The sequence below is a fragment of the Ulvibacterium marinum genome, assembly GCF_003626755.1.
GTDB lineage: Bacteria > Bacteroidota > Bacteroidia > Flavobacteriales > Flavobacteriaceae > Ulvibacterium > Ulvibacterium marinum.
The window spans coordinates 936,076-958,332 of the sequence record NZ_RBCJ01000002.1 but is presented as its reverse complement, the minus strand read 5'-3'; the positions used below and the strand labels follow the sequence as shown (position 1 = coordinate 958,332).

Sequence of the window (22,257 nt, the reverse complement as noted above, 5' to 3'; positions counted from 1 at the left end):
TTATGGAAACAGTAAATAAGAAAATACTTTTGGTTGAGGACGACCCGAATTTTGGGATTGTTCTAAAGGACTACCTATCCATGAACGATTTTGACGTGACCTTGGCCAAAAACGGGATGGAGGGATTTGAGAAATTTAAAAAGGACAATTATGATGTTTGCATCCTGGATGTTATGATGCCCTATAAGGATGGATTCACTCTTGCCAAGGAAATACGTGAAAAGAACGAGAATGTCCCTATAGTCTTTCTTACGGCAAAAACCATGAAGGAAGATGTCCTAAAGGGATATAAGGCGGGTGCGGACGATTATCTGAACAAACCTTTTGATTCGGAGGTGCTTCTGATGAAACTTAAAGCGATACTTCAAAGAAAAGCCTCCAATTCGTTGGCAGATAGCAAGAAATTTGAGTTTCAAATTGGAAATTTTCATTTGAATTCAAAATTAAGATTTTTGAAATATAGGGATCAAGAGGCCATAAAGCTATCTCCTAAGGAAAACGAATTATTGCGTTTATTGGCTTTGCATGAAAACGATTTGATGCCCAGGGAATTGGCCCTGACAAAAATTTGGAGGGATGACAACTACTTCACTTCCCGCAGTATGGATGTATATATCGCCAAGCTGCGAAAATATTTGAAGCTGGATGATACAGTAGAAATATTGAATATTCATGGAGAAGGATTTAGGTTGGTCGTGAAGACCGAAAGCTAACCTTCTCGTTGACATCACCAATTAAAAAGGGGCGGATATTGAATATCCGCCCCTTTTTAATTTTGGTTGAGATGTTCAAGAATCTTCAGAACAATGGATGAAGGACTTTGTTTTATCGAAACCGAAATAGCCTTTTGCGGGGGCTCCAAAGTATCAAATTGGGACCTTAACAACGCCGCAGGCATAAAGTGCCCCTTTCTTTTTTGCATTCTATCCCGAATCTCTTTGAAACTACCCTTTAGATGTACAAACCTGATTTTTTCCAATACACCATCGGAGAGTTGGGAACGATAGCTTTCCTTTAAAGCTGAGCAAGCAATAACGGCTCCTGAATCTAAATTTTCGTAAACCAAAGAATTTAACCGAGATAACCACTCTTTTCTGTCGGTATCATTTAAAGGGTTTCCAGCGGCCATTTTTGCCACATTTTCATCTGGGTGGTAGTCGTCCCCGTCAAAAAAGGGAACATTAAGCTCTGCTGCCAATAGCTTGCCAACGGTAGATTTACCTGAACCGGACACGCCCATAATGAAGAAAACAGTAGTTTTAACCATTGTCGCTTTTCATTTTATCTTTTATAGATTCAACGACTTGGTGTACATCGCAGTCATAAGGGAACCAAAGGATGGATTCATCCTTTCGGAACCAGGTAAGCTGTCTTTTGGCAAACCTTCTGGTATTTTTTTTTATTTCGGATATCGCAAAATCCAACTCCCAAATGCCTTCAAAGTAGTTGAAAAGCTCCTTGTATCCAACCGTTTGTAGTGCATTTTCCCTTTTATAGCGATGTAATGACCGTGCCTCCTCCAAAAGCCCTTCTTCCATCATAGAGTCTACTCTCTTATCAATGCGGTCATAAATCACCTTTCTATCTGCTTCAAGTCCCACAGTAATTGAAGAAAAAAATCTTTTTTGACTTTTTCCTTTCAAAAAAGAGGAGTAGGGTTTTCCAGTTCCAAGACAAATCTCCAGCGCCCGCACAAGGCGATGTGGATTTTCAAGGTCTACTTTGCCGTAATGTATAGGATCCAGTCGTCCCAACTGTTTTTGGAGACTTTCAATACCTTCAACCTCCAGGCGCTGGTTTAATTCCTTACGGACTTCCGGAGCAACCTTGGGAAACTTATCCAGACCTTTGGTAATGGCACTTACATACAATCCACTCCCTCCTGCTAGAAGCGCTGTATTTTTTTCGGCAAAAAGCCGTTCTAAGCGGGAAAGGGCATCTTGTTCAAAATCCCCTACGGAATACGGTTTAAAAATACTTTTAAACTGTATAAAATGATGTGGTACTGCATTTAATTCTTCGATGGAAGGTACTGCAGTTCCTATTTGCATTTCCTTGTAGAACTGTCTGGAATCCGCCGAAATGATTTCCGTATTAAAATATTGGGCTAGGGCAATGGCCATTTTGGTCTTTCCTATAGCGGTCGGTCCAACCACGCTGATCAAGAACTTGTCGGTCATCAATCATCCGTTAGTTTATGACCGCATACCCGGCAGTAATGTGCGTCCCTTCTCATAATTTCTGAGCTACAATTTTGGCAGCATCTGCCCTCATCTACATTTTTAAGGTTTTTTTTGGAAGACGCATATTCTGCGGAGACTATACCGGTGGGTACAGCAATAATTCCATACCCAATAATCATTATCAGCGTAGCAATTACCTGTCCCAAACCCGTTTCCGGTGATATGTCCCCATAACCCACAGTGGTTAATGTTACTATGGTCCAGTAAACGCTGTGGGGAATACTGTTAAAACCATGCTGGGGTCCCTCTATCAAATACATGGTGGTGCCTAATAGAATGGAGATAACAAGGACAAAAAAGACAAAGATGAAAATTTTTGTACGGCTGGCCTTTAACGCCCTGACGAGATTATTGGATTCCCCTACAAACCGTACCAACTTCAATATTCGAAATACTCGAAGCAGACGGAGGGCTCTAAAAGCCGTTAGGTATTGCGAACCTACAAGGAAAAAAGAGAGGTATTTTGGAATGGTGGAGAGTAGGTCAATTATTCCAAAGAAGCTAAAAATGTATTTACTAGGTTTTTTTATACAAACAATACGCAAAATATATTCGATGGAAAAGAGTATGGTAACTACCCATTCCGAGATATCTAAAAATCTATGATACTTCACATCAAAACGGGGAACACTTTCCAACATAACGACTATAATGCTATAGACAATTACAACCAGCAAGATTATATCGAATAACTTACCGGTTCGGGTATGAGTTCCGTAAATGATGGCATGAAGCTTATATCTCCAATTCTTATCCGTGTTTTGACTTTCCAAACATCAAGAATTTAAGTCCAAAATCTTTATAACCCTTTTTTTTCTGAGATACGATTCCAAGATATGGGTGGTGTTCGCATCACCCTTCATAGGTGTTATAACGGATTCTAAGATATGAATATTATTAATTTGATGGTTCAGGTCATAGTATCCAAACCCTTGAAAGACTCCATTCTTTATAAGAATGGCGCTGTATTCCCCTGTTTCCCTTCCTTTGTCCACGATAACCATATTTTTATTCGCCAGCGAAAACTTTCCCAGGGCATCCAGAACTCTTTTATTGTAATCTAAAATATCTTCTCCGTTCTTATGGGCTCCTTTACAACAGCCATCTTCGGATTCCGGGCATTTGTTTTTAGCTTCGGCAAGCTCATTTAATTTTTCACACAATTCATTTTCGACAGTGATTTGATGAATAAAATTCCGTGCTCCTTGAAAACTATTGAAAGTGGTCACCATCCCTTTAGAAAAAGTATGTGATGCTGCCTTTAGGGTAACATAACCCCGATTATCCATAACTTGATAAACCGCATGGGAAAATAACTTTTGTCTCCTATGTTGGGCATACTTGGGTTTATTACGTCTTAATTCCTCGTTCTCTTTTAATAGGGCGACCAATTCGCTCCCGGTTTTTTCAAAAATTACCTTTTTGGTTTCTTTTTGAATTTGCCTTGCACGTTCACCATTTTTAATGAAGTGCTCGTTTACCCTTTTTTTAATATTGTTGGATTTCCCTAGAAATATTAGCTCCCCCTCTTTGTTGTACATATAGTAAACCCCGGTTTCCGAAGGCATTTGCTCAACAATATCCAATTGTCTTGGAGAAAGCTCACCCAATGTTTCCGAACGTACAATGTGGTTAAGTATGGATTTATCCAAATCCTTTGAAAGTAGTACCTTAAAGAGTTTCAGTGTGGCCAGTGCATCTCCATTGGCCCGATGTCTATCGCTTACGGGAATTCCCAATGAGCGCACCAGTTTACCTAAGCTATGCGATTCAGCATCGGGAATTAGCTTTTTGGCCAAGTCTACGGTGCACAATGTCTTACGTTCAAAGTTATACCCCAACCTTCTGAATTCGGTCCGGAGAATTCTGTAATCGAATTGTGCGTTATGGGCCACCAATACACTATCCTGCGTAATTTCCACAATGCGTTTGGCCACTTCATGAAATTTTGGGGCAGTCCGCAACATCTTACTATTGATACCCGTAAGATTTACGACAAAGGGTTGTATTTCTCTTTCCGGGTTTACCAAACTTATAAACTTATCAACTACTTGATGGCCGTCAAATTTATGTATGGCAATCTCTGTAATACCCTCTTCATTGTATTTGCCACCTGTTGTCTCAATATCTAAAACTGCATACATGCAATAAGCTGTTTTGCCGGATTCGAAAGAAGTTTAATCCCGATACGTTTTTAATTTCGGTTTCTTGCCCCAAAGATACTACTTCCTATACGTACCATGGTACTGCCCTCTTCAATGGCTATTTCATAGTCACCACTCATGCCCATGGAAAGAATGGAAATATCGGGAATTATTTTTTTGGTAGAATCAAAAAGCGTTTTCAAAAACCTGAACTCCCTTCTAATTTGATTTGTATCGTCCGTAAAAGTAGCCATGCCCATTAAGCCTACAATAGCAATGTTTTTCATATTATGAAATTCATCCGAATGGATTAGTCCGTCCAGTTCATCGGCGCTTAATCCAAATTTGGTAGTCTCCTCTGCGATATGAATTTGTAAAAGACAGTTTATTACCCGGTTATTTTGTTGGGCCCTTTTGTCTATTTCTCCCAGCAATTTGATACTGTCCACTCCGTGTATCAAAGAGACAAATCCTGCCATGTACTTGACTTTGTTGCGCTGTACGTGTCCAATCATATGCCATTGGATGTCCTTGGGCATGTTTTCCCATTTTTGGATCATCTCCTGGACCTTATTCTCACCAAAGACTGTATGGCCGGTATCATAGGCTTCCCTAATTTCTGAAATGGACTTGGTCTTGGAGACCGCTACAAGGGTAACATCATCAGGCAGGGCACTCTTTATTTTTTTGAGGTTGTCGGTTATGGACATAAGCTATCGAAGGATTAAGGATTTTTAGTTATAATTCATAAATGGTGAGCCCGCTTCTAAGTTTTGGCTCTATATAGGTGCTTTTGGGAGGCATGGTCAATCCCGCATTGGCAATGGCCTTGATTTGGTCCATGGTAATAGGGACGAGACTAAAACCTACGGCAAAATTACCTTGGTCCACTTCATCCTTCATATGGATAATATTATGTTTTCCATAGCCATATTGGATACGCTTATCATTGCGTAGATCCTGTATGTTCAAAATAGGCCCCAAAACAGTTTTGAAAAGAATTTGGGTATCCAATTTGCTAAGGGCATCGGTAAAACGATATACCTTTTTTCGCAAATAGAGGGAATAAAACTCCCCGTCCAAATACATGCTAAAATGATGCTTTTTTGTAGGCTTGTATAAGGTGTTTCCTTTGTTTTCGATTCTAAAGGAACCATCCAGCCGTATGAGAAATTCCTTTTTGGTCAACCCGTTCAAATCTTTGACCATACGATTGAATTCATAGATTTTAATTTCAGATTCAGGAATAAGGTAACTCATAAAACGGTTATACGGCTCCCTTCCTGTATGGTCCGGATTGTTTTTTTTGCATATTTCCGCCAAAAGATTTGATGAGGCACTTCTATGATGTCCATCGGCAATGTACAAGGCCTTTAATTTGGTGAATGCGGTTTCCAGTTGATTCACTATTTCCTTTTCTGACATGATCCACAACTTATGGGTAACTTTATCCGTAGTGGTGAAGTGATATTCTGGATCGGTCTGCCTTTCACTTTCTATGATTCCCGAAATAGTTTTATCATCCTTATAGGTCATCAAAACGGGTTCTGCGTTGAATTTCACCGTTTCCAAATAGTGGGCGAATAATTCTTCCCGTGGACGGATGGTATCCTCGTGCTTTTTTATGATATTGTTTTGGTAATCTTCAACACTAGTAGCGCAGAAGAGTCCGCAACATTGGAAATTGTCCTTTTTGACTTCGTACAAATAAAAACTATCCTGAGCGTCCTTTAAAAAGATGTTGTCTTCCAAGAATTCCAAATATCTATTGTAAACCAATTTGAAACGCTTGGGCCCGGAAACTCTTTTATCAAACTTGTATCCAGGATTGATAATATGCAAAAATGAAAACGGATTAAAACTCAATACGGCTTCAAGCTCTTTTTTTGAATATTCCTGATATGAACGAGAGGCCACAAAAGGAACCTTATCCTTGGCAGGGCGGATGGCCTTAAAGGGTTTTACTATTGCCATTTGAAATTCATTTGAATTGGGAAGAAACTTTTTCCGCTTTTCGTGATTCTGAATAAGAATAGAACCCTTCTCCGGATTTTACACCCAATTTTCCTGCAGTGACCATGTTTATCAATAGGGGAGAAGGCGCATATTTTGGATTTTTAAAACCATCGTACATTACGTTGAGAATAGACAGGCAAACATCCAATCCGATGAAATCGGCAAGCTCCAAAGGACCCATAGGGTGTGCCATTCCCAACTTCATAACCGTATCGATTTCCCTTACCCCGGCCACTCCATTAAATAAGGTCTCTATGGCCTCATTGATCATCGGCATTAGGATGCGGTTGGCGACAAACCCCGGATAGTCGTTTACCTCGACGGGTGTTTTTCCCAACTTTTCCGAAAGTTTCATAATGCTATCCGTAGTTGCATCCGAAGTACTATATCCTCGGATTATTTCTATCAAGGGCATAATGGGTACAGGGTTCATAAAGTGCATCCCAATCACCTTATCCGGTCTACCGGTCACTGCGGCGATTTGGGTAATGGATATTGAGGATGTATTGGTTGCCAAAATCGTATTTGGACCGCAGTTTTCATCAAGATTCCTAAAAATATCGAGCTTAACTTCCAAGTTCTCGGTAGCGGCTTCGATTACAACGTCAATACCTTGTATTCCATCGGTAAGGGAAGTGTGGGTACTGATGTTGTCTAAGGTGGCCCTTTTTGTTTCCGCATCAATTTTTTCCTTGGCAACCATGCGGTCCAAGTTTTTGGAGATGGTAGCAAGCCCTTTCTTTAGGGCATCACTGGAAATATCCACTAGATTCACCTTACTTCCATTTTGGGCAAATACATGGGCGATTCCATTTCCCATGGTTCCAGAACCTATGACTGCTATCTTACTCATAATGTTGTTAAACATTTAAAGATTTCTTCTATTCCCGTCGCCCTCGATTTTTTACTTCTGCCCCTTAGGTATTTCTAGAAGCACTCGATTACTTGTAGTGCTACTTGTAACGCATGGGTACCCTGCTTCAAAGTGACTACCGGAACGGTATCCTTATTTATGGCTTCTGCAAAGGTTTCCAACTCGTCCAAAATGGCATTGTTCACCTGAATTTCAGGGTTTTCAAAATAGATTTGTTTTTTTTCTCCTTCGGCATTTTGTAAAATCATATCAAATTGTCCGGGGCTTTCGGGTGCGTCCTTCATCTTAACGACCTCGACCTTTTTTTCCAGAAAGTCAACCGAAATGTAGGCATCCCTTTGGAAAAACCGTGATTTCCTCATGTTTTTCAAAGAAATCCTACTAGCCGTTAGGTTGGCTACACACCCATTTTCAAACTCAATACGCGCATTGGCAATATCCGGCGAGTGACTTATGACCGATACGCCGCTGGCATTTATCTGTTTTACTTTTGAGTCCACCACACTAAGAATGGCATCGATATCGTGTATCATTAAATCAAGCACCACAGGCACGTCCGTACCCCTAGGGTTAAATTCGGCCAGCCGGTGCGTTTCAATGAACATAGGATTCTTTATTTTATCCTTAACTGCTGAGAAGGCCGGATTAAAACGCTCTACATGTCCTACCTGTCCCTTTATATTGAACTCTTCCTCCAGAGCTATCAGTTCTTGGGCCTCCTTTAAGGTGTTGGTAATCGGTTTTTCAATAAACACATGCCTGCCCTTTTCCATTGCCTTTTTGGCACAATCATAATGGGAAAGGGTGGGGGTAACAATGTCCACAACGTCTACGGCATCTATGAGAGAGTTCATGTTTTCGAAATAGGAATAACCAAATTCCGTGGCCACTTTTTCCCCATTTATGGCATCTGGATCATAAAAACCGATCAATTCATATTTCGAGGATTCATTAAGTAACCGCAGGTGTATTTTTCCTAAATGTCCTGCTCCCAAAACACCGACTTTGAGCATACGTTTTAATTTTTTCAAAAGTAAGGATAGTTTGTGAGTTTAAAGGTTTGTTGAATGTTGTTTGTAGTTCCATATTGGAATTTTTTGTTTCGAAAGAGAATTGGAATTTGGAACTTGTATTTTGATATTTTCCGTTCTAACTTCGTCGTATAAAACCAAACCATTGAAGGATACCTTAAAGCATCGGGGAATGCGCAACCAACTGGCGAATATATTAATCGCTAAGGGCATCAAAGACCAAAAAGTGTTGGATGCCGTCCGTACGATACCCAGACATTTATTTATGGATAGCAGTTTTGAAGGGCACGCCTATCAGGATAAGGCTTTTCCCATTGCGGCCGAACAAACCATTTCACAGCCTTATACCGTCGCATTTCAGACTGAATTGTTGAACATAAGACCGAATCAAAAAATTTTGGAGATAGGCACAGGGAGCGGATACCAAACCGCCATTCTCATCTACCTTAAGACAAAGGTCTTTACCATAGAACGCCAATTGACACTTTTTAAAAAGACCAATATTTTCTTCAAAAAAATGGGATACCGCCCTAAGAAGTTCATTTTTGGTGATGGGTACAAAGGCCTTTCGGAAGAGGCTCCATTTGATGGTATTATTGTAACAGCAGGTGCTCCGGAAGTTCCCAAGGCACTCATGTCCCAATTAAAGATTGGGGGTAGATTGGTTATACCCGTAGGAATCGATGAACAGATTATGACGGTATACCAAAGAAAATCCGAAAAGGAATTTGAAAAAAAGGAATATGGCTCTTTTCGGTTTGTTCCTTTATTGGAAGATAAAAATTAAGTTCAACGATTAAAACTCTTTTTTATCCGGTCAAGGTCCCGTTTGTTATCCCTGTCCTTAATGGTTTCCCGCTTGTCATAAAGCTTTTTACCCTTGGCCAGGGCAATTTGTAATTTGGCAAGCCCCCGATTATTTAGAAAAAGTTTTAAGGGAATTATGGTCAGTCCGGAGGTTTTTACTTCCTTTTCCAATTTTTTGAGTTCACGCTTATTCAGTAGAAGCTTTCTTTCCGCTTTTGGGCGATGATTAAAATGCGATGCATGCGAGTATTCATCAATTTGCATATTGATTACGAAGAGTTCGCCCCGGTCATTAAATTCACAAAAGCTTTCGGAAATGGAAGCCTTACTTTGTCGAATGGACTTTATCTCAGTGCCTGAGAGCACAATTCCAGCAACATAGGTATCCAAAAATTCGTATTCAAAACGTGCTCTTTTATTTTTTATATTGATGTTCTGTTGCATGGGACGACAAAAATAGGAACAATAATCCGTACAACAATTCATTAAAAAAGTATATACCACGGATATTTTGTAAGATTAATGCACTTTTGCGTACCATAATAGCACAATGTCATCGTATGAACAAGGCAATCGTTTTATTTTGTATTAGTATAATCTTGGCCTGTGGCCAAAAGGCCAAAACGGAACTTTCGGCCCAGGACATTATAAATGAGAGCATTAAGATAAGTGGGGGTGAGGGATACCAAAAAAACACCTTTTCCTTTGACTTTAGAGGAAGATCGTATGTGATGGAACGCAAGGCTGGCAGGAAAATTTTAAAACGCATTTCCCAAATAGACTCCAATACAGTTTTGGATGTTAAACAACATAATGGACTTCAACGTTTCGTCAACGACAGTTTGGTGCATCTGCCGGATTCCATGGCAAACAAGTATGGCAATTCCGTTAATTCCGTACATTACTTTGCCTATTTGCCATATGGACTTAATGATCCCGCAGTAAATAAGAAATATTTAGGCAGATCAAGAATTAAAGGGAAGGATTATCACGAGATACAGGTAACTTTTGATAAAGAGGACGGGGGTGATGATTATGATGATATCTACGTGTACTGGTTTGATGTAACCACCCTAAAACCTGATTATATTGCTTACGAGTTTCATGTTGATGGAGGCGGTAAGCGTTTTAGGCAAGCCTATAACGAGCGCTATGTAAATGGAATACGTTTTGTTGATTACAAAAATTACAAACCTATTGACCAGACGATTGCGGTTCAAAAAATGGATAGCCTATTTATGGCCGGTCAATTGGAGTTGCTGTCAGAAATAGAATTGAAGAATATTACCGTCCTTCCGGGCAATTACAATTAAATTGTAATCGCATGTCCGTTACCGTACCGTTAACCATTTGTACGATATACAAACTGCCGTTATCGTAATCGTCCATAAGCCCATATTTATCTTCCCCTATCATTAGGTTAACAAATTGTGGGGTGGTATTGCTGTGCCCGACGACCAAAACCTTTTTATTGAGGTTGTCCATCTTAAATTGCTCAATATCAATTTCTTCGGGAACATAATATTGCACTAAGATATCCTGCTTTACAGATGTTGGCGCGGCCGTCATCGTTGCTCTTTCGTAATCCGTAGTGTAAATGGCATCCAAAGGTACATCGTCAAATATTTCCGCCCAATGCATAGCACGCCCCAGCCCCTTTTGATTGAGCTCGGGATCTACATTGTCAGGATTTGAACGATCCTTTTCCGCGTGGCGGATAAAGTAAAAAGTAGATACGCCATCCGAATAGGACTCCTCCGGTTTTTTATCTTCATTGCAAGCTTGAAAAAGGAAGAGTACAACTAATGCTAATACTAATTTTATCGATTTCATCAATTGGCTTGATTATTTATTTTGATTGCCCCAGAACAGCAAATAACACCCTCATTTTGTCCGTGTTGCCACCTGCTAGTTTTACCATTTTCGCCTTTGGATAAAAACATTGAGTTTTCCCCTTGTGGGGAATTTTCTTTTTACTGTAACTAAAATTACCGCTAAATAGTATGTAAACCAGCTAGTTTTTTGTTTTTTTGCGTATGGTTAAATTTGGTACCCCTTTTCTTATTGTCGCCACCTTTTTTTTCGCCCGGTCACAGGAGGTTTCTCTTCCCGTGGATTTTAGGCAACATAATTTAACCGAGTATAATTCCAGTTTTTTTAATCCGGCCTTTTCTCTGGACCGCAATAATCCCCAGTCTGTTTCTTTATGGACACGTTGGCAATGGCAAAGTATAGATGCCGACCCTACCACCTTGTTTTTGAATTATACCCGAAAGATTAATGAATCCTCAGCAGCAAGTGTTGCATTTTTTCAGCATAATACCGGTATTTTTTTTAATACCGGGGGAATTCTAAATTACGCCCAGGAGATAAAGTTGAATTCCCTTATACGCCTTGGTTTTGGGTTTAACCTTTTTGGGTTTCAGCAAGAGCTGGCGGATGATCGGTTTCAGATAGATCCGAATATCCCTATACCTATACTACAACCCTCGACGGATTTTATCTTGCAATTGGCCCCGGGAGTCCGGTTGTCGGTCGAAAATTTTTCTTTTGGCCTGGCATCGGAAAATCTTTTTGATTATAACTTCACGGACAAGGGTAGAAATACGGTTCCAGCCGATAAGATTTATATGGGGATGGTTTCTTATGACATACCCATAGGTGTTAGTAGGGATCCTACGGCTTTTCTTAGACCGTTGTTGTATTTACGTACTATACCTGAACTTGACAACCAAGTGGGTCTTAATGTACTTCTTAGCAAGACCACCTATTGGGCGCAAATAGGGTACAACAATTTTTACGGTATTTCCCTTGGCGGGGGAGGCACTTTTTTCAAAAGATTTTCCGTGGGGGCCTTGGTGGAATTCGGAACAAACTCGGCCATTAGTTCCGAAGACCCTTCTTTTGAGATTGTGGCCTCCTATTTCATTGGAAAGCCTGAGGAGCGTCGTAAAATACGTGTCTTGGAGGAGGAAGAAGAACCGAAGCAAGAAGAATTGATTACCGAAGAAGAAACCAAGGAGGAGATAGAGAAAGCAGAGGCAATTGCCGAAGAGGAGGAAGCCGCTGAAAGGGCCCAACAAAAACAGGCCAAGAAGGAAGCAAGAGAACTGGCGGCACAAGAAAAAGCATTGGCCAAACAAAAACGACGCGATTCCATAGCTACGGCTAAAGGGGAGAGAGAAGCCTTGGCGGAGGCGGCAAGACTTGAAGAAGAACGTAACAAAGCTGCTATTGAACAAGCCAAGAAGGAAGAAGACCTGGCCAAAGCAAAGGATGAGCAGCAACGAAAACTAGATTCAATAAACGACGTTAGACGTGCAGAGGCATTGGCAGCGGCTCAAAAACTTCGGCAGCAAAAGAAAAAGGATTCCTTGGAAAGTATAAAAATTGCTGAAGCCGAAGCTGCCCAAAAACAAATTGAACAAGATCAGGTGGCCCAACAAGAAGAGCAGGATAAGCCAAAAGCCGGAGAAAAATATGAGGAAGTCAAGGCTGAAGGGGACTTGGAACCCGGCTATTATCTTATTACCAACGTATTTGGAACCAAAAAGTACTACGATGCTTTTATGAAGGATCTGCAAAACCAAGGTCTTGCTCCAAAATCATTTGTTAGGGCCAAGAACAACTATAACTACGTGTATTTGGAACGTTATAATACAATGAATGAGGCCCGAAACGCCCGGGACAGTAATTTCAATGGGAAATATCTTGATAAAACCTGGATTTTTAGGGTAGTGGGCAATTAAAGTAGAAGTAGGGAATTATTTTTTGATTTCCCTTTGTATGAGAACTTCCAGGTAAGCTACTGTATTTACCAGGTATTTCCGGTCATTGGTTATGGTGGACATGGCAATGGCACCTTGCAACATCGTAAATAATTGTTTGGCGAACTGTAGCGGGGTCACTGGAAGATTCAACTGATTTCCATTGATTCCATTTTCAAGGACCAAAGCAATTTTTCCTTCAATTTCTTTTATGGTTTCTTTTGCTGCAGCAGCCAACAAGGTATTGTTATGCTGCGCATCCACACCAACATTCAGAATCGGGCACCCTCCCATATCCATAGTATATACATCATAATTCCTATAGAATTTTAGAAGGTTGAAAATCTTTTCCAATGATGTACCTTCAATGTTTAGATACTGCTCCACGGATGAAAGTAATTTACCACGATTATATTCAAAAGCGGCCAAAGCCAGTGCCTCCTTGTTTTCAAAATTCCCATAGAGCGCTCCTTTTGTGAGACCTGTAGCTTCGGTAAGATCGCTCATGCTCGTACCTATATAGCCCAATTTGTTAAAGATAGGTGCAACGGTCTCTATGATGTAGGCAGTGGTTCTTTCGGCTTTGGTGGTCATGGCAATCAATTTTATACGAATATAAAAAAACTACATACTGTATGGTATATATGTTGATAAAAAAGGGGGCGGTTTCCAAAGAACCACGGAAACCGCCCCTTTTTTAACGGATAAAACTTTATTCTACCAACTGATCCTGGTTTCTAAAAACGAGTGAATCGTCAAATGAATCAATGAGAACAACGCTATCCGCCTTTATTTTCCCACTTAACAATTCCTTTGACAGATTGTTGAGTACTTCTTTCTGGATAATCCTCTTTATGGGTCTTGCCCCATATTGTGGGTCGTATCCCTTTTGGGCCAGATAGGTAATGGCCTCGTCCGTGGCATCAATTGTGATATGCTGCTTGGCAATCATCTTTTTTAAATAGTTCAATTGAAGCCTTACGATTTCAACAATGTTTTCCATGTTCAGTGGGGTGAACATGATGATATCATCTATACGGTTCAAAAATTCCGGACGGATGGTCTTACGCAGCAGTCCAAGAACCTCCACCCGGGCCGCTTCTGTAGCACTATAGATGTCCGGATTGTCCTCAAACTTTTCCTGAATGATATGACTTCCCATATTACTGGTCATGATGATGATCGTGTTTTTGAAATCTGCAACACGACCTTTGTTATCCGTTAATCTTCCTTCATCAAGGACCTGTAGTAATATGTTAAAGGTATCCGGATGTGCTTTCTCTATTTCGTCAAGTAATATTACCGAATAGGGTCTGCGCCGTACAGCCTCTGTCAACTGTCCTCCTTCATCGTAGCCTACATAGCCCGGAGGCGCACCTACCAATCGACTTACCGAATGCCTTTCCTGGTATTCGCTCATATCAATTCGGGTCATGGCGTTCTCGTCGTCAAACAGATAATCGGCCAAGGTTTTGGCCAACTCGGTTTTTCCTACCCCTGTTGTACCCAAGAACAGGAACGAACCTATGGGTCTTTTGGCATCTTGTAATCCGGCCCTACTTCTACGGATGGCATCGGACACGGCCTGTATGGCCTCTTCTTGTCCCACCACACGTTTGTGAAGAACTTTTTCCAACTTCAACAATTTCTCTCGTTCGCTCTGGAGCATTTTGGTTACTGGAATCCCGGTCCATTTGGCGACAACTTCGGCGATATCTTCTTGAGTGACCTCCTCTTTGATAAGGGTATCCGATTGCTGTTGCTCCTGCAGCTCGTTTTGAAGTTTTTCCAATCTTTCCTGAGCTTCCTTTATCTTTCCATAACGTAATTCCGCCACTTTGCCGTAGTCGCCGTTGCGTTCTGCACGCTCCGCCTCAAGTTTATAATCCTCGATATCCTTTTTAGTCTTCTGAATATTGTCCACTACACTTTTTTCACTTTCCCACTGGGCAAAGATTTCATTGCGGTCCTCTTTCAGATTGGCCAGATCACTATTTAACGATTTTAATTTCGCCTTGTCATTTTCCCGCTTTATAGCTTCTATCTCAATTTCCAGTTGCATTATTTTTCGATCCAACACGTCTAATTCTTCGGGCTTGGAATTAATTTCCATCCGGAGTTTAGAGGCAGATTCGTCTATTAAATCAATGGCCTTGTCCGGCAAAAACCGATTGGTGATGTACCGTTGTGAAAGTTCCACTGCGGCAATAACGGCTTCGTCCTTGATGCGTACCTTGTGGTGTGCTTCATATTTTTCCTTGATGCCGCGAAGAATGGAAATGGCACTTTCCGTATCTGGTTCGTATACCATTACCTTTTGGAACCTTCGTTCCAAGGCTTTGTCCTTTTCAAAATATTTTTGATACTCGTCTAAGGTTGTGGCGCCAATGGCCCTTAGTTCTCCTCTGGCCAAAGCTGGTTTTAGGATATTGGCAGCATCCATGGCACCTTGTCCACCACCTGCACCAACAAGGGTATGGATTTCATCAATAAAAAGTACGATATTACCATCTGATGCGGTCACTTCCTTAATTACGGATTTAAGGCGCTCCTCAAATTCACCTTTGTATTTGGCACCCGCTATCAATGCACCCATATCCAAGGAGTAAATTACCTTATCCTTCAAGTTTTCGGGGACATCGCCTTGTATAATCCGGTGTGCAAGACCTTCCGCTATGGCTGTTTTACCCGTACCAGGTTCTCCCACCAACATAGGATTGTTCTTTGTTCTTCGTGATAAAATCTGTAGAATACGTCTAATTTCCTCATCTCTGCCAATTACGGGGTCTAGTTTTCCGTTGTCCGCAAGTTGGTTAAGATTTCTGGCATACTTGTCCAGGGAATTATAAGTGTCCTCTGCACTTTGTGAGGTGACTTTCCCACCTTTCCGAAGTTCTTCTATGGCGGATTTCAAATCTTTTTCGGATACCCCTTGATCTTTGAGGATTTGGGAAATTTTACTTTTGGATTTAAAAATAGCCAACAACATATGCTCTAACGAAACAAATTCATCTTCCATTTTTTTCGCAATAATACTTGCTTCGTTTACCGTTTTTCCGGCCTCACGGGAAAGCATGATATCACCTCCGGATACCTTCGGAAAGCTTTCCAATTCTTTGTCAAGAATTTGATTTAGCATTGAAACGTTAACATTCAGTTTCTTCAAGATGAATGGCAATACATTTTCTTCAACTTCTGAAATAGCCTTGAAAATATGTTCGTTCTCTATTTGTTGATGGCCCTTGGCCTGAGCCAATTGTTGGGCCTGCTGAAGAGCTTCCTGTGATTTTATAGTGAAATTATTAAAGTTCATATAGCGTACTATTTTTATAGTTAATGCCTATTTTTGGTAACCTTAGGTCAATAACCTTACCAATGGTCTATGCCGGACAAAATGACGGTAAAAACCAATAAACACAAGACATTTCGGCAGACGTTATGCTTTGCCGGAACAAACGAATTCTTAAAAACAGCACATTAGAATGGGATTTTTCAAGGACTTATTTGGGAGTGGGGAAAAGGAAACAAAGGGTACGGAAGACCCAATCCCGTGGATTCCCCTTACCTCTTTGGATCAATTGAACGAAATAGAGGAAAAATCACATACAAAGGCCCAAGTAATCTTTAAGCATTCAACTACATGTGGTATAAGTCGAATGGTACTGAATATGTTCGGGAGGAATTTGAATGCTTTGAAACATCAAATGGATTTCTACTTTCTCGATTTGCATGCGTATCGGCAAGTGTCCGATGAGGTAGGTTATAGGTTTCAGGTGTTGCACCAATCACCTCAAATTTTGGTCATACGAAATGGAATAACCGTGGCACATGATTCCCATGGGGCCATTAACGAATTGGACTTGGAAAAATTTGTATAAAAAAAGCCCGGCACTATGGCCGGGCTTTTTTGTTAATTGAAGCGTTGTTGTGTCAGTATGAATTTTAGTCTTGATTTTAAATCCTCGCCGGCATCGTATACCATTTGTTCGTTGGTGGGAAAGGGCACCGCTGCCAAATCAAGTAATGCGACCAGGTCATTTTCCAAGGCTCTCCGGTCTCCGTCGTAATTGGCGTAAACATGCTCAAATACAAATTCACTGGATAGGGGATAGGAATTCACCTGTTGTTTGGTATGTAGATTCGTAAAACTTACCATACCGACTACCTGGGCGGTCTTGAATTGCGTAAATTGATAAAAACTGCAGCGTACCGTCCGGAATTTATCGATTTTTATTTTGTTTCCCAAGCTATCCTTTACCACATTCCCATTTCGGTCCAGCGCATATTCATGGCCATCCTTGATCTGTTTTTCTTTGATAATCTGTTTTTCGCTTACCTGCTCGGGGGATATATTAATTTCCCGTAAGGCCACATCCATTATATAATCATATTGTATTTGTGGCAAATGATTGGTGTGGTATTCTGTCCATTGATTATTTAAGCCATACGTGTTGAAGTTGAGTAGCTCTTCTTCTAATTTGGCCGGAATTATCTGATCGGTATGGTTTACCATATCTACTTTCACATAGTCTAGCCCTTTGGAATAGGCCTCTTCCATCTTCTCTTTATGGTCTCTGTATCCAGGATTTATTTCTGATAAATAGCTAAAATCCTCATAGGCATTTCGGTAATCCTGTTTTTGAGTGGCATTGGACAAGAGGGTAGTTGCATTGTGATATAGATAGTCCGATAACTGTTCTTTTGCTGCTATAATTTTATCATCATAGTTTTCGAAGGAAAATTGGGCTTGCCTGTTCTCTTCAAGGATTACCAAAGGCAATAAAGGTCTTATGCGTTGTTGGATGTCCTTTAACCTGTTGTATCCCTTATAAATGGCCTCATAATTTGCAGGATTACCCTCTTTCTTTAGAAAGTTGATATGTTCCAATTCGCGCTCCGTGTTTTTTTGAAAGGCCTCTTCCAATAATATAACATAGGGCTGATGGCTCTTCCTAGTCTTGTTCTGAGACAAATTTTGGATAGAATTGTTTATCGCGTTGTAGTAGTTGCCGGAATTGATAGCTTTTTGTGTCTTCTTAACACCACCACAGGCTACGAATAGAACCAAAATCGCAGAATATAGTATGGATTTTTTCATGGCTTTGTTTTTATCGTTTTCTTGTTAAGTCCAACAGCCGTGCCAAAACGGCTTTTAGTTTTAACGTAAAACGATGAACTATCGTATAGATCCGTTCAAAAGCCTATTCATCATACTTTCATTTCCTTTTGTATTCTAAAGCGGGCAGTAATTGGGTAGAAGCTTCCCCAAAACCGATTCTGATACCTTCTTTTTGACAATAACCACGTAGCGTAACCGTGTCATTGTCCTCAATGAACTTTCTTTCGGAACCATCCTTTAATTTAACGGGTTTTGTTCCTTGCCAACTCAATTCCAATAGGGATCCATAGGAATCCGGGCTAGGTCCGGAGATCGTACCGCTACCCATCATGTCACCACTGTTTACCTTACAACCATTTATGGTGTGGTGGGCCATCTGTTGTGCCATAGTCCAATACATATGCTTAAAGTTAGATCGCGTCACCGTAGTGGGTATTCCATTGTTAGGGGTAAGATCCACCTCCAAGGTAATATCAAAACTATGTTCGCCGTACTGTCTCAGATAGGGCAGGGGTTCTGGATCTTGTTTTGGACTTTGTACCCTAAAGGGTTCCAAGGCATCCAAGGTAACGATCCATGGCGATATGGTCGATGCAAAATTCTTGGCCAAGAATGGGCCCAATGGCACATATTCCCATTTTTGAATGTCCCGGGCACTCCAATCGTTGAATAAAACCAAACCAAATATGTAATCTTCTGCTTCTTCTAGCGGAATAGGTTCCCCCAATGCATTCGCATCCGTGGTAATAAAAGCCATTTCCAGTTCAAAGTCAACCAACTTTGAGGGGCCAAAAAGGGGAGTATTTGCTCCCTTCGGATAGGTCTGTCCCAAGGGTCTTCGCACCGGTGTTCCGCTGGGTACAATAGTAGAACTTCTCCCGTGATAGGCCACGGGAAGGTGTAACCAATTGGGCAGCAACGCATTTTCCGGATCTCGGAACATACTCCCCACATTGGTGGCATGTTCCTTGCTGGAGTAGAAATCTGTATAATCACCGATCTGAACAGGCAATTTCATCTCTACTTCCTCCATGGAAAAAAGGACTGCTTTTTTATGATCTTCGTTATTTTGCAAGATATCATTCCTTATATCGAAGATTTCACCGATACGATTGCGCACCGATCGCCAGGTCTTTTTTCCGTCAGAGATAAAATCATTGAGAGTGTCCTGCAAAAAAATATCATCAGTTAATGGAATGCCTTCAAAATACCCCAACTGATGCAAGGCCCCAAGGTCAATGGCATAATCTCCAATACGTGTGCCTATGGTAATAATATCGTCCCTGGTCAAAAAAACACCAAAAGGAATATTCTGTATGGGGAAATCCGAGTTCTCGGATACGGTAAGCCAGGTCTTTTTGTTGGGGTCATTGGTTTTAGCAGGCATAGTTCAATTGTTAATTCACGTTTAATAAATTTTGTATCAAATATATTATTTTATGCACTTGAACAAGGGGCAATTTGTATTTTTACGCCTCATTTAACAAACGAGGTTACTATGCAACGAGATGATCAGGTTTTTAAGCTGATTCAAGCCGAAAAGGAACGCCAACTCAATGGGATTGAGCTAATCGCTTCGGAAAATTTTACAAGCCCCCAGGTCATGGAGGCGGCCGGATCCGTATTGACCAATAAGTATGCCGAGGGATATCCCGGGAAACGCTATTACGGCGGTTGCGAAGTGGTTGATCAAATTGAACAATTGGCCATTGAAAGGGCCAAGGAACTTTTTGGAGCGGTATATGCCAATGTTCAGCCACACTCCGGATCACAGGCAAATGCTGCGGTATATCATGCCTGCTTGAAACCGGGTGATACCATATTAGGCTTTGATCTCTCACATGGAGGACATCTTACCCATGGATCTCCGGTGAATTTTTCGGGTCGTTTGTACAATCCTGTGTTTTATGGGGTTGATAAAGAAACCGGAAGATTGGACTATGATCAAATACAGGAAATAGCCGATCGAGAAAAACCTAAGATGATCATTGCCGGGGCATCCGCTTATTCCAGGGATATGGATTTTAAGCGATTTAGGGAAATAGCGGATAGTGTAAACGCCCTTTTATTGGCAGATATAGCGCATCCGGCGGGATTGATTGCCAAAGGTATTTTGAACGATCCCATTCCGCATTGCCACATTGTTACCACCACCACACATAAAACGTTGCGTGGACCTAGAGGTGGATTGATTCTTATGGGCCATGATTTTGAAAACCCCTTTAGAATCCGATTAAAAAATGGAAATCTTAGGAAAATGTCTGGCCTTTTGGATTTAGCAGTATTTCCCGGAAATCAAGGAGGCCCTTTGGAGCATATCATAGCAGCGAAAGCTATTGCTTTTGGGGAAGCACTATCCGATTCATTTTTGCAGTATATGCTCCAAGTCAAAAAAAATGCAGCTGCCATGGCGGAGGCTTTTGTAGCCAAGGACTATCATATTATTTCGGGTGGAACGGACAACCATATGATGCTCATTGATTTACGCAATAAAAATATTACCGGCAAAGAAGCAGAAAAAGTTTTGGTACAGGCCGATATCACTGCAAATAAGAACATGGTGCCTTTTGATGACAAGTCTCCTTTCGTGACCTCTGGAATACGCTTTGGTACAGCGGCAATCACTACTAGAGGCCTAAAGGAAAGTGATATGGCGACTATTGTAGATCTTATAGATGAGGTTATTTCAAGCCCTGAAGACGAGAAAAAAATAGAAAAAGTAAAGGAAAAAGTGCATGCGCTGATGCAAGGAAGAGCACTGTTCAATGCCTCCTAAAAATCCTTTTTAGTGATTAAGCATATATAAGTCTCCCGAAATCAAAGACAAACTATCCAGATCATAGATGGAAGGGTCGTTCTGGGACAGGTAGTACGCCCCCCAATATTTGAAATAATCGTTCTTGGTATTATTTCCATGTGCCATATTCAGAAACGAAGTATTGGTTTCTTCAAAGACCGGAACAAATATTTCATAAGGTACCTCGGACAGTCCCTTGGTAAAATGCACATAGTGATGCGCTATCTCGGTAAGGACATTTTCAAATTGTTGGGCTATACTTTGATCGTAAATCCTGTTGATGACAATTGAGGTGTCTTTTAGGTGAATGGAAAGTTCATCAATGTCAACCGTCACACCATTATTTTTGACCAAATCCTGCAAATGAGTCCTAAGGAATCCGTCCTTTCCCCAATCCCCCCGGTTAAAATAAAACAAAAGTTCTACCAAGGCCAGGTTACAGTTCAATTCAATAGCCAGTAAGGATTCGTTTTTGTCGGAAGTATAGTTACATACTCCTGCTTTTGCAAAAAAGTGTCTTTCCAAATCATTTTTAAATGATTCCACCCCCCGAATTTTATAATCCTTATTGAATTTAAAATGAGGGTTATCCTTGAAGTTATCCAGATAGAAGGGCATATGCAATCGGAAAAAATAAGCTTATACAATCAAAGTTACTTTTTACCCATTGGTTATGACCACAAAAAAACCTTATAAAAAAAGAGGTTTTCGTAGAAAATAAAGAATAATTGATTAAGGTACTGAAAATCAACACCTTGAAAAAATAAATAATCTAAAGAATCTTTTGGTTTATAAAAAACCTCTTTTCTTTGCCTCCTCTACTAAGGACAAATCGTTGCCATTTTCAACGCCAAATAAGGTCTTTAGCTGACGCTTTCTGGATTCCACCGTAGTATTGGCCGCTGAAATCAATTCACCAATATCCTTGGTGCGGGTTCCTATGGAAAGGTAATAGAGTATTTTTTTATCCTGCTCGTCCAAAACAACATCGTTGGCCATTTTTCTTCGGATGGCGGACAACGCACCGGCAGAATAATAAGGCGGGTTTGTGACTACCGTTTGTACCATGGCAATCAAGGATTTTTCATCGATTTCCGATTTTACCATGTACCCATCGGGATTGACCGAGGCGAATATACTATTGATTCTATAGTTGTCACTAAAAGAGGACATGAACACGATTTTGGTCTCTGGGACCAGTTCACGGGCCAAAATGCCCAGATCTTCCCCACTCCTTGGTTCATGGGACTCGGTGGGAAACAACCGAATATCCAATAAAATGATATCGTATTTGAGCCCTCTGGCGGAGGACCGAATGCTTTCCTCTCCCATCTCATAGTTGGAAGCTACATCCATTTTTACTTGAAAACCACCCAAGTCCTTGTCTTCCAGTACGTATTTATAACCCAGGGGTGTCATCTCGTGATCGTCTATTGCCAAAATGCGAACATACTTCATG

At 40.8% G+C, this 22,257-nt stretch carries 22 protein-coding genes; 6 read left to right on the top strand and 16 right to left on the bottom strand.

Annotation, left to right across the window (positions count from 1 at the left end):
- Positions 1-2 precede the first annotated feature (2 nt).
- A complete protein-coding gene (locus D7Z94_RS11350) occupies positions 3-713 on the top strand; it encodes a response regulator transcription factor (RefSeq protein WP_120711659.1) in 711 nt (236 codons plus the stop codon).
- Positions 714-769: 56 nt separating this feature from the next.
- On the opposite strand, the gene D7Z94_RS11345 is transcribed toward D7Z94_RS11350, so the two are convergent.
- The 8 genes from D7Z94_RS11345 to D7Z94_RS11310 form a co-directional block, all read right to left on the bottom strand.
- The gene (locus D7Z94_RS11345) at positions 770-1,267 is read right to left on the bottom strand and encodes a gluconokinase (protein WP_120711658.1); all 498 of its coding nucleotides are present in this window, start codon (positions 1,265-1,267) and stop codon (positions 770-772) included.
- Positions 1,260-2,180 (bottom strand): tRNA (adenosine(37)-N6)-dimethylallyltransferase MiaA, encoded by a 921-nt coding sequence (miaA, locus tag D7Z94_RS11340; RefSeq protein WP_120712035.1) that lies wholly within the window; start codon positions 2,178-2,180, stop codon positions 1,260-1,262. The genes D7Z94_RS11345 and miaA overlap by 8 nt, the downstream gene beginning before the upstream one ends.
- The gene (locus D7Z94_RS11335) at positions 2,180-3,016 is read right to left on the bottom strand and encodes an ion transporter (RefSeq protein ID WP_120711657.1); all 837 of its coding nucleotides are present in this window, start codon (positions 3,014-3,016) and stop codon (positions 2,180-2,182) included. Before D7Z94_RS11335 ends, miaA begins: the two co-directional genes overlap by 1 nt.
- A 3-nt stretch (positions 3,017-3,019) precedes the next feature.
- Positions 3,020-4,387 (bottom strand): exonuclease domain-containing protein, encoded by a 1,368-nt coding sequence (locus tag D7Z94_RS11330; protein ID WP_120711656.1) that lies wholly within the window; start codon positions 4,385-4,387, stop codon positions 3,020-3,022.
- Positions 4,388-4,437: 50 nt separating this feature from the next.
- Positions 4,438-5,097 carry a YggS family pyridoxal phosphate-dependent enzyme gene (locus D7Z94_RS11325; protein WP_120711655.1) on the bottom strand — a complete coding sequence of 220 codons (660 nt, stop codon included), beginning with the start codon at positions 5,095-5,097 and terminating at the stop codon, positions 4,438-4,440.
- Between the two features lie 28 nt (positions 5,098-5,125).
- Positions 5,126-6,361, bottom strand: coding sequence for a DUF1015 domain-containing protein (locus D7Z94_RS11320; RefSeq protein WP_120711654.1), 1,236 nt, complete (start codon positions 6,359-6,361; stop codon positions 5,126-5,128).
- A 7-nt stretch (positions 6,362-6,368) separates the two neighbouring features.
- Complete coding sequence (locus D7Z94_RS11315; protein WP_120712034.1) at positions 6,369-7,256, bottom strand: 3-hydroxyacyl-CoA dehydrogenase family protein; 888 nt, start codon at positions 7,254-7,256, stop codon at positions 6,369-6,371.
- Between the two features lie 74 nt (positions 7,257-7,330).
- On the bottom strand, positions 7,331-8,290 hold the full coding sequence (locus tag D7Z94_RS11310) for a Gfo/Idh/MocA family oxidoreductase (RefSeq protein WP_120711653.1): 960 nt from the start codon (positions 8,288-8,290) through the stop codon (positions 7,331-7,333).
- 163 nt (positions 8,291-8,453) lie between these two features.
- Between D7Z94_RS11310 and D7Z94_RS11305 the strand changes: the two genes are divergently transcribed.
- Positions 8,454-9,095, top strand: a complete 642-nt coding sequence (locus tag D7Z94_RS11305) for a protein-L-isoaspartate(D-aspartate) O-methyltransferase (RefSeq protein WP_120712033.1) — start codon at positions 8,454-8,456, stop codon at positions 9,093-9,095.
- A 2-nt stretch (positions 9,096-9,097) separates the two neighbouring features.
- Here the strand turns inward: D7Z94_RS11305 and smpB are convergent, their stop codons facing one another.
- Positions 9,098-9,559, bottom strand: coding sequence for an SsrA-binding protein SmpB (gene smpB, locus D7Z94_RS11300; protein WP_120711652.1), 462 nt, complete (start codon positions 9,557-9,559; stop codon positions 9,098-9,100).
- Between the two features lie 116 nt (positions 9,560-9,675).
- On the opposite strand from smpB, the gene D7Z94_RS11295 reads away from it, so the two are divergent.
- Positions 9,676-10,428 (top strand): DUF6503 family protein, encoded by a 753-nt coding sequence (locus tag D7Z94_RS11295; protein WP_120711651.1) that lies wholly within the window; start codon positions 9,676-9,678, stop codon positions 10,426-10,428.
- Here D7Z94_RS11295 and D7Z94_RS11290 read toward each other — a convergent pair.
- A complete protein-coding gene (locus D7Z94_RS11290; RefSeq protein WP_120711650.1) occupies positions 10,400-10,948 on the bottom strand; it encodes a SixA phosphatase family protein in 549 nt (182 codons plus the stop codon). The genes D7Z94_RS11295 and D7Z94_RS11290 overlap by 29 nt on opposite strands.
- A gap of 203 nt (positions 10,949-11,151) precedes the next feature.
- On the opposite strand from D7Z94_RS11290, the gene D7Z94_RS11285 reads away from it, so the two are divergent.
- On the top strand, positions 11,152-12,864 hold the full coding sequence (locus tag D7Z94_RS11285) for a PorP/SprF family type IX secretion system membrane protein (RefSeq protein ID WP_120711649.1): 1,713 nt from the start codon (positions 11,152-11,154) through the stop codon (positions 12,862-12,864).
- Between the two features lie 15 nt (positions 12,865-12,879).
- Here D7Z94_RS11285 and D7Z94_RS11280 read toward each other — a convergent pair whose 3' ends face one another.
- Complete coding sequence (locus tag D7Z94_RS11280; protein ID WP_120711648.1) at positions 12,880-13,476, bottom strand: TetR/AcrR family transcriptional regulator; 597 nt, start codon at positions 13,474-13,476, stop codon at positions 12,880-12,882.
- A gap of 118 nt (positions 13,477-13,594) precedes the next feature.
- Positions 13,595-16,195, bottom strand: a complete 2,601-nt coding sequence (clpB, locus tag D7Z94_RS11275; RefSeq protein WP_120711647.1) for an ATP-dependent chaperone ClpB — start codon at positions 16,193-16,195, stop codon at positions 13,595-13,597.
- A 169-nt stretch (positions 16,196-16,364) separates the two neighbouring features.
- Between clpB and ytxJ the strand changes: the two genes are divergently transcribed.
- The gene (gene ytxJ, locus D7Z94_RS11270) at positions 16,365-16,760 is read left to right on the top strand and encodes a bacillithiol system redox-active protein YtxJ (RefSeq protein ID WP_120711646.1); all 396 of its coding nucleotides are present in this window, start codon (positions 16,365-16,367) and stop codon (positions 16,758-16,760) included.
- A 32-nt stretch (positions 16,761-16,792) separates the two neighbouring features.
- Here the strand turns inward: ytxJ and D7Z94_RS11265 are convergent, their stop codons facing one another.
- On the bottom strand, positions 16,793-17,980 hold the full coding sequence (locus tag D7Z94_RS11265) for a hypothetical protein (RefSeq protein WP_120711645.1): 1,188 nt from the start codon (positions 17,978-17,980) through the stop codon (positions 16,793-16,795).
- Positions 17,981-18,098: 118 nt separating this feature from the next.
- A complete protein-coding gene (gene fahA / locus D7Z94_RS11260; RefSeq protein ID WP_120711644.1) occupies positions 18,099-19,388 on the bottom strand; it encodes a fumarylacetoacetase in 1,290 nt (429 codons plus the stop codon).
- 111 nt (positions 19,389-19,499) lie between these two features.
- Between fahA and glyA the strand changes: the two genes are divergently transcribed.
- The gene (gene glyA, locus D7Z94_RS11255; RefSeq protein WP_120711643.1) at positions 19,500-20,777 is read left to right on the top strand and encodes a serine hydroxymethyltransferase; all 1,278 of its coding nucleotides are present in this window, start codon (positions 19,500-19,502) and stop codon (positions 20,775-20,777) included.
- A gap of 9 nt (positions 20,778-20,786) precedes the next feature.
- On the opposite strand, the gene D7Z94_RS11250 is transcribed toward glyA, so the two are convergent.
- Positions 20,787-21,344, bottom strand: a complete 558-nt coding sequence (locus D7Z94_RS11250) for a hypothetical protein (protein WP_147415876.1) — start codon at positions 21,342-21,344, stop codon at positions 20,787-20,789.
- A 243-nt stretch (positions 21,345-21,587) separates the two neighbouring features.
- Positions 21,588-22,256 carry a response regulator gene (locus tag D7Z94_RS11245; RefSeq protein ID WP_120711641.1) on the bottom strand — a complete coding sequence of 223 codons (669 nt, stop codon included), beginning with the start codon at positions 22,254-22,256 and terminating at the stop codon, positions 21,588-21,590.
- Position 22,257: the final 1 nt, after the last annotated feature.

Coding starts and splice junctions, on each gene's coding strand:
- D7Z94_RS11350 (WP_120711659.1), top strand. CDS start 3: ATGGAAACAGTAAATAAGAAAATACTTTTGGTTGAGGACGACCCGAAT.
- D7Z94_RS11345 (WP_120711658.1), bottom strand. CDS start 1,267: ATGGTTAAAACTACTGTTTTCTTCATTATGGGCGTGTCCGGTTCAGGT.
- miaA (WP_120712035.1), bottom strand. CDS start 2,180: ATGACCGACAAGTTCTTGATCAGCGTGGTTGGACCGACCGCTATAGGA.
- D7Z94_RS11330 (WP_120711656.1), bottom strand. CDS start 4,387: ATGTATGCAGTTTTAGATATTGAGACAACAGGTGGCAAATACAATGAA.
- D7Z94_RS11325 (WP_120711655.1), bottom strand. CDS start 5,097: ATGTCCATAACCGACAACCTCAAAAAAATAAAGAGTGCCCTGCCTGAT.
- D7Z94_RS11320 (WP_120711654.1), bottom strand. CDS start 6,361: ATGGCAATAGTAAAACCCTTTAAGGCCATCCGCCCTGCCAAGGATAAG.
- D7Z94_RS11315 (WP_120712034.1), bottom strand. CDS start 7,256: ATGAGTAAGATAGCAGTCATAGGTTCTGGAACCATGGGAAATGGAATC.
- D7Z94_RS11310 (WP_120711653.1), bottom strand. CDS start 8,290: ATGCTCAAAGTCGGTGTTTTGGGAGCAGGACATTTAGGAAAAATACAC.
- smpB (WP_120711652.1), bottom strand. CDS start 9,559: ATGCAACAGAACATCAATATAAAAAATAAAAGAGCACGTTTTGAATAC.
- D7Z94_RS11295 (WP_120711651.1), top strand. CDS start 9,676: ATGAACAAGGCAATCGTTTTATTTTGTATTAGTATAATCTTGGCCTGT.
- D7Z94_RS11290 (WP_120711650.1), bottom strand. CDS start 10,948: ATGAAATCGATAAAATTAGTATTAGCATTAGTTGTACTCTTCCTTTTT.
- D7Z94_RS11285 (WP_120711649.1), top strand. CDS start 11,152: ATGGTTAAATTTGGTACCCCTTTTCTTATTGTCGCCACCTTTTTTTTC.
- D7Z94_RS11280 (WP_120711648.1), bottom strand. CDS start 13,476: ATGACCACCAAAGCCGAAAGAACCACTGCCTACATCATAGAGACCGTT.
- clpB (WP_120711647.1), bottom strand. CDS start 16,195: ATGAACTTTAATAATTTCACTATAAAATCACAGGAAGCTCTTCAGCAG.
- ytxJ (WP_120711646.1), top strand. CDS start 16,365: ATGGGATTTTTCAAGGACTTATTTGGGAGTGGGGAAAAGGAAACAAAG.
- D7Z94_RS11265 (WP_120711645.1), bottom strand. CDS start 17,980: ATGAAAAAATCCATACTATATTCTGCGATTTTGGTTCTATTCGTAGCC.
- fahA (WP_120711644.1), bottom strand. CDS start 19,388: ATGCCTGCTAAAACCAATGACCCCAACAAAAAGACCTGGCTTACCGTA.
- glyA (WP_120711643.1), top strand. CDS start 19,500: ATGCAACGAGATGATCAGGTTTTTAAGCTGATTCAAGCCGAAAAGGAA.
- D7Z94_RS11245 (WP_120711641.1), bottom strand. CDS start 22,256: ATGAAGTATGTTCGCATTTTGGCAATAGACGATCACGAGATGACACCC.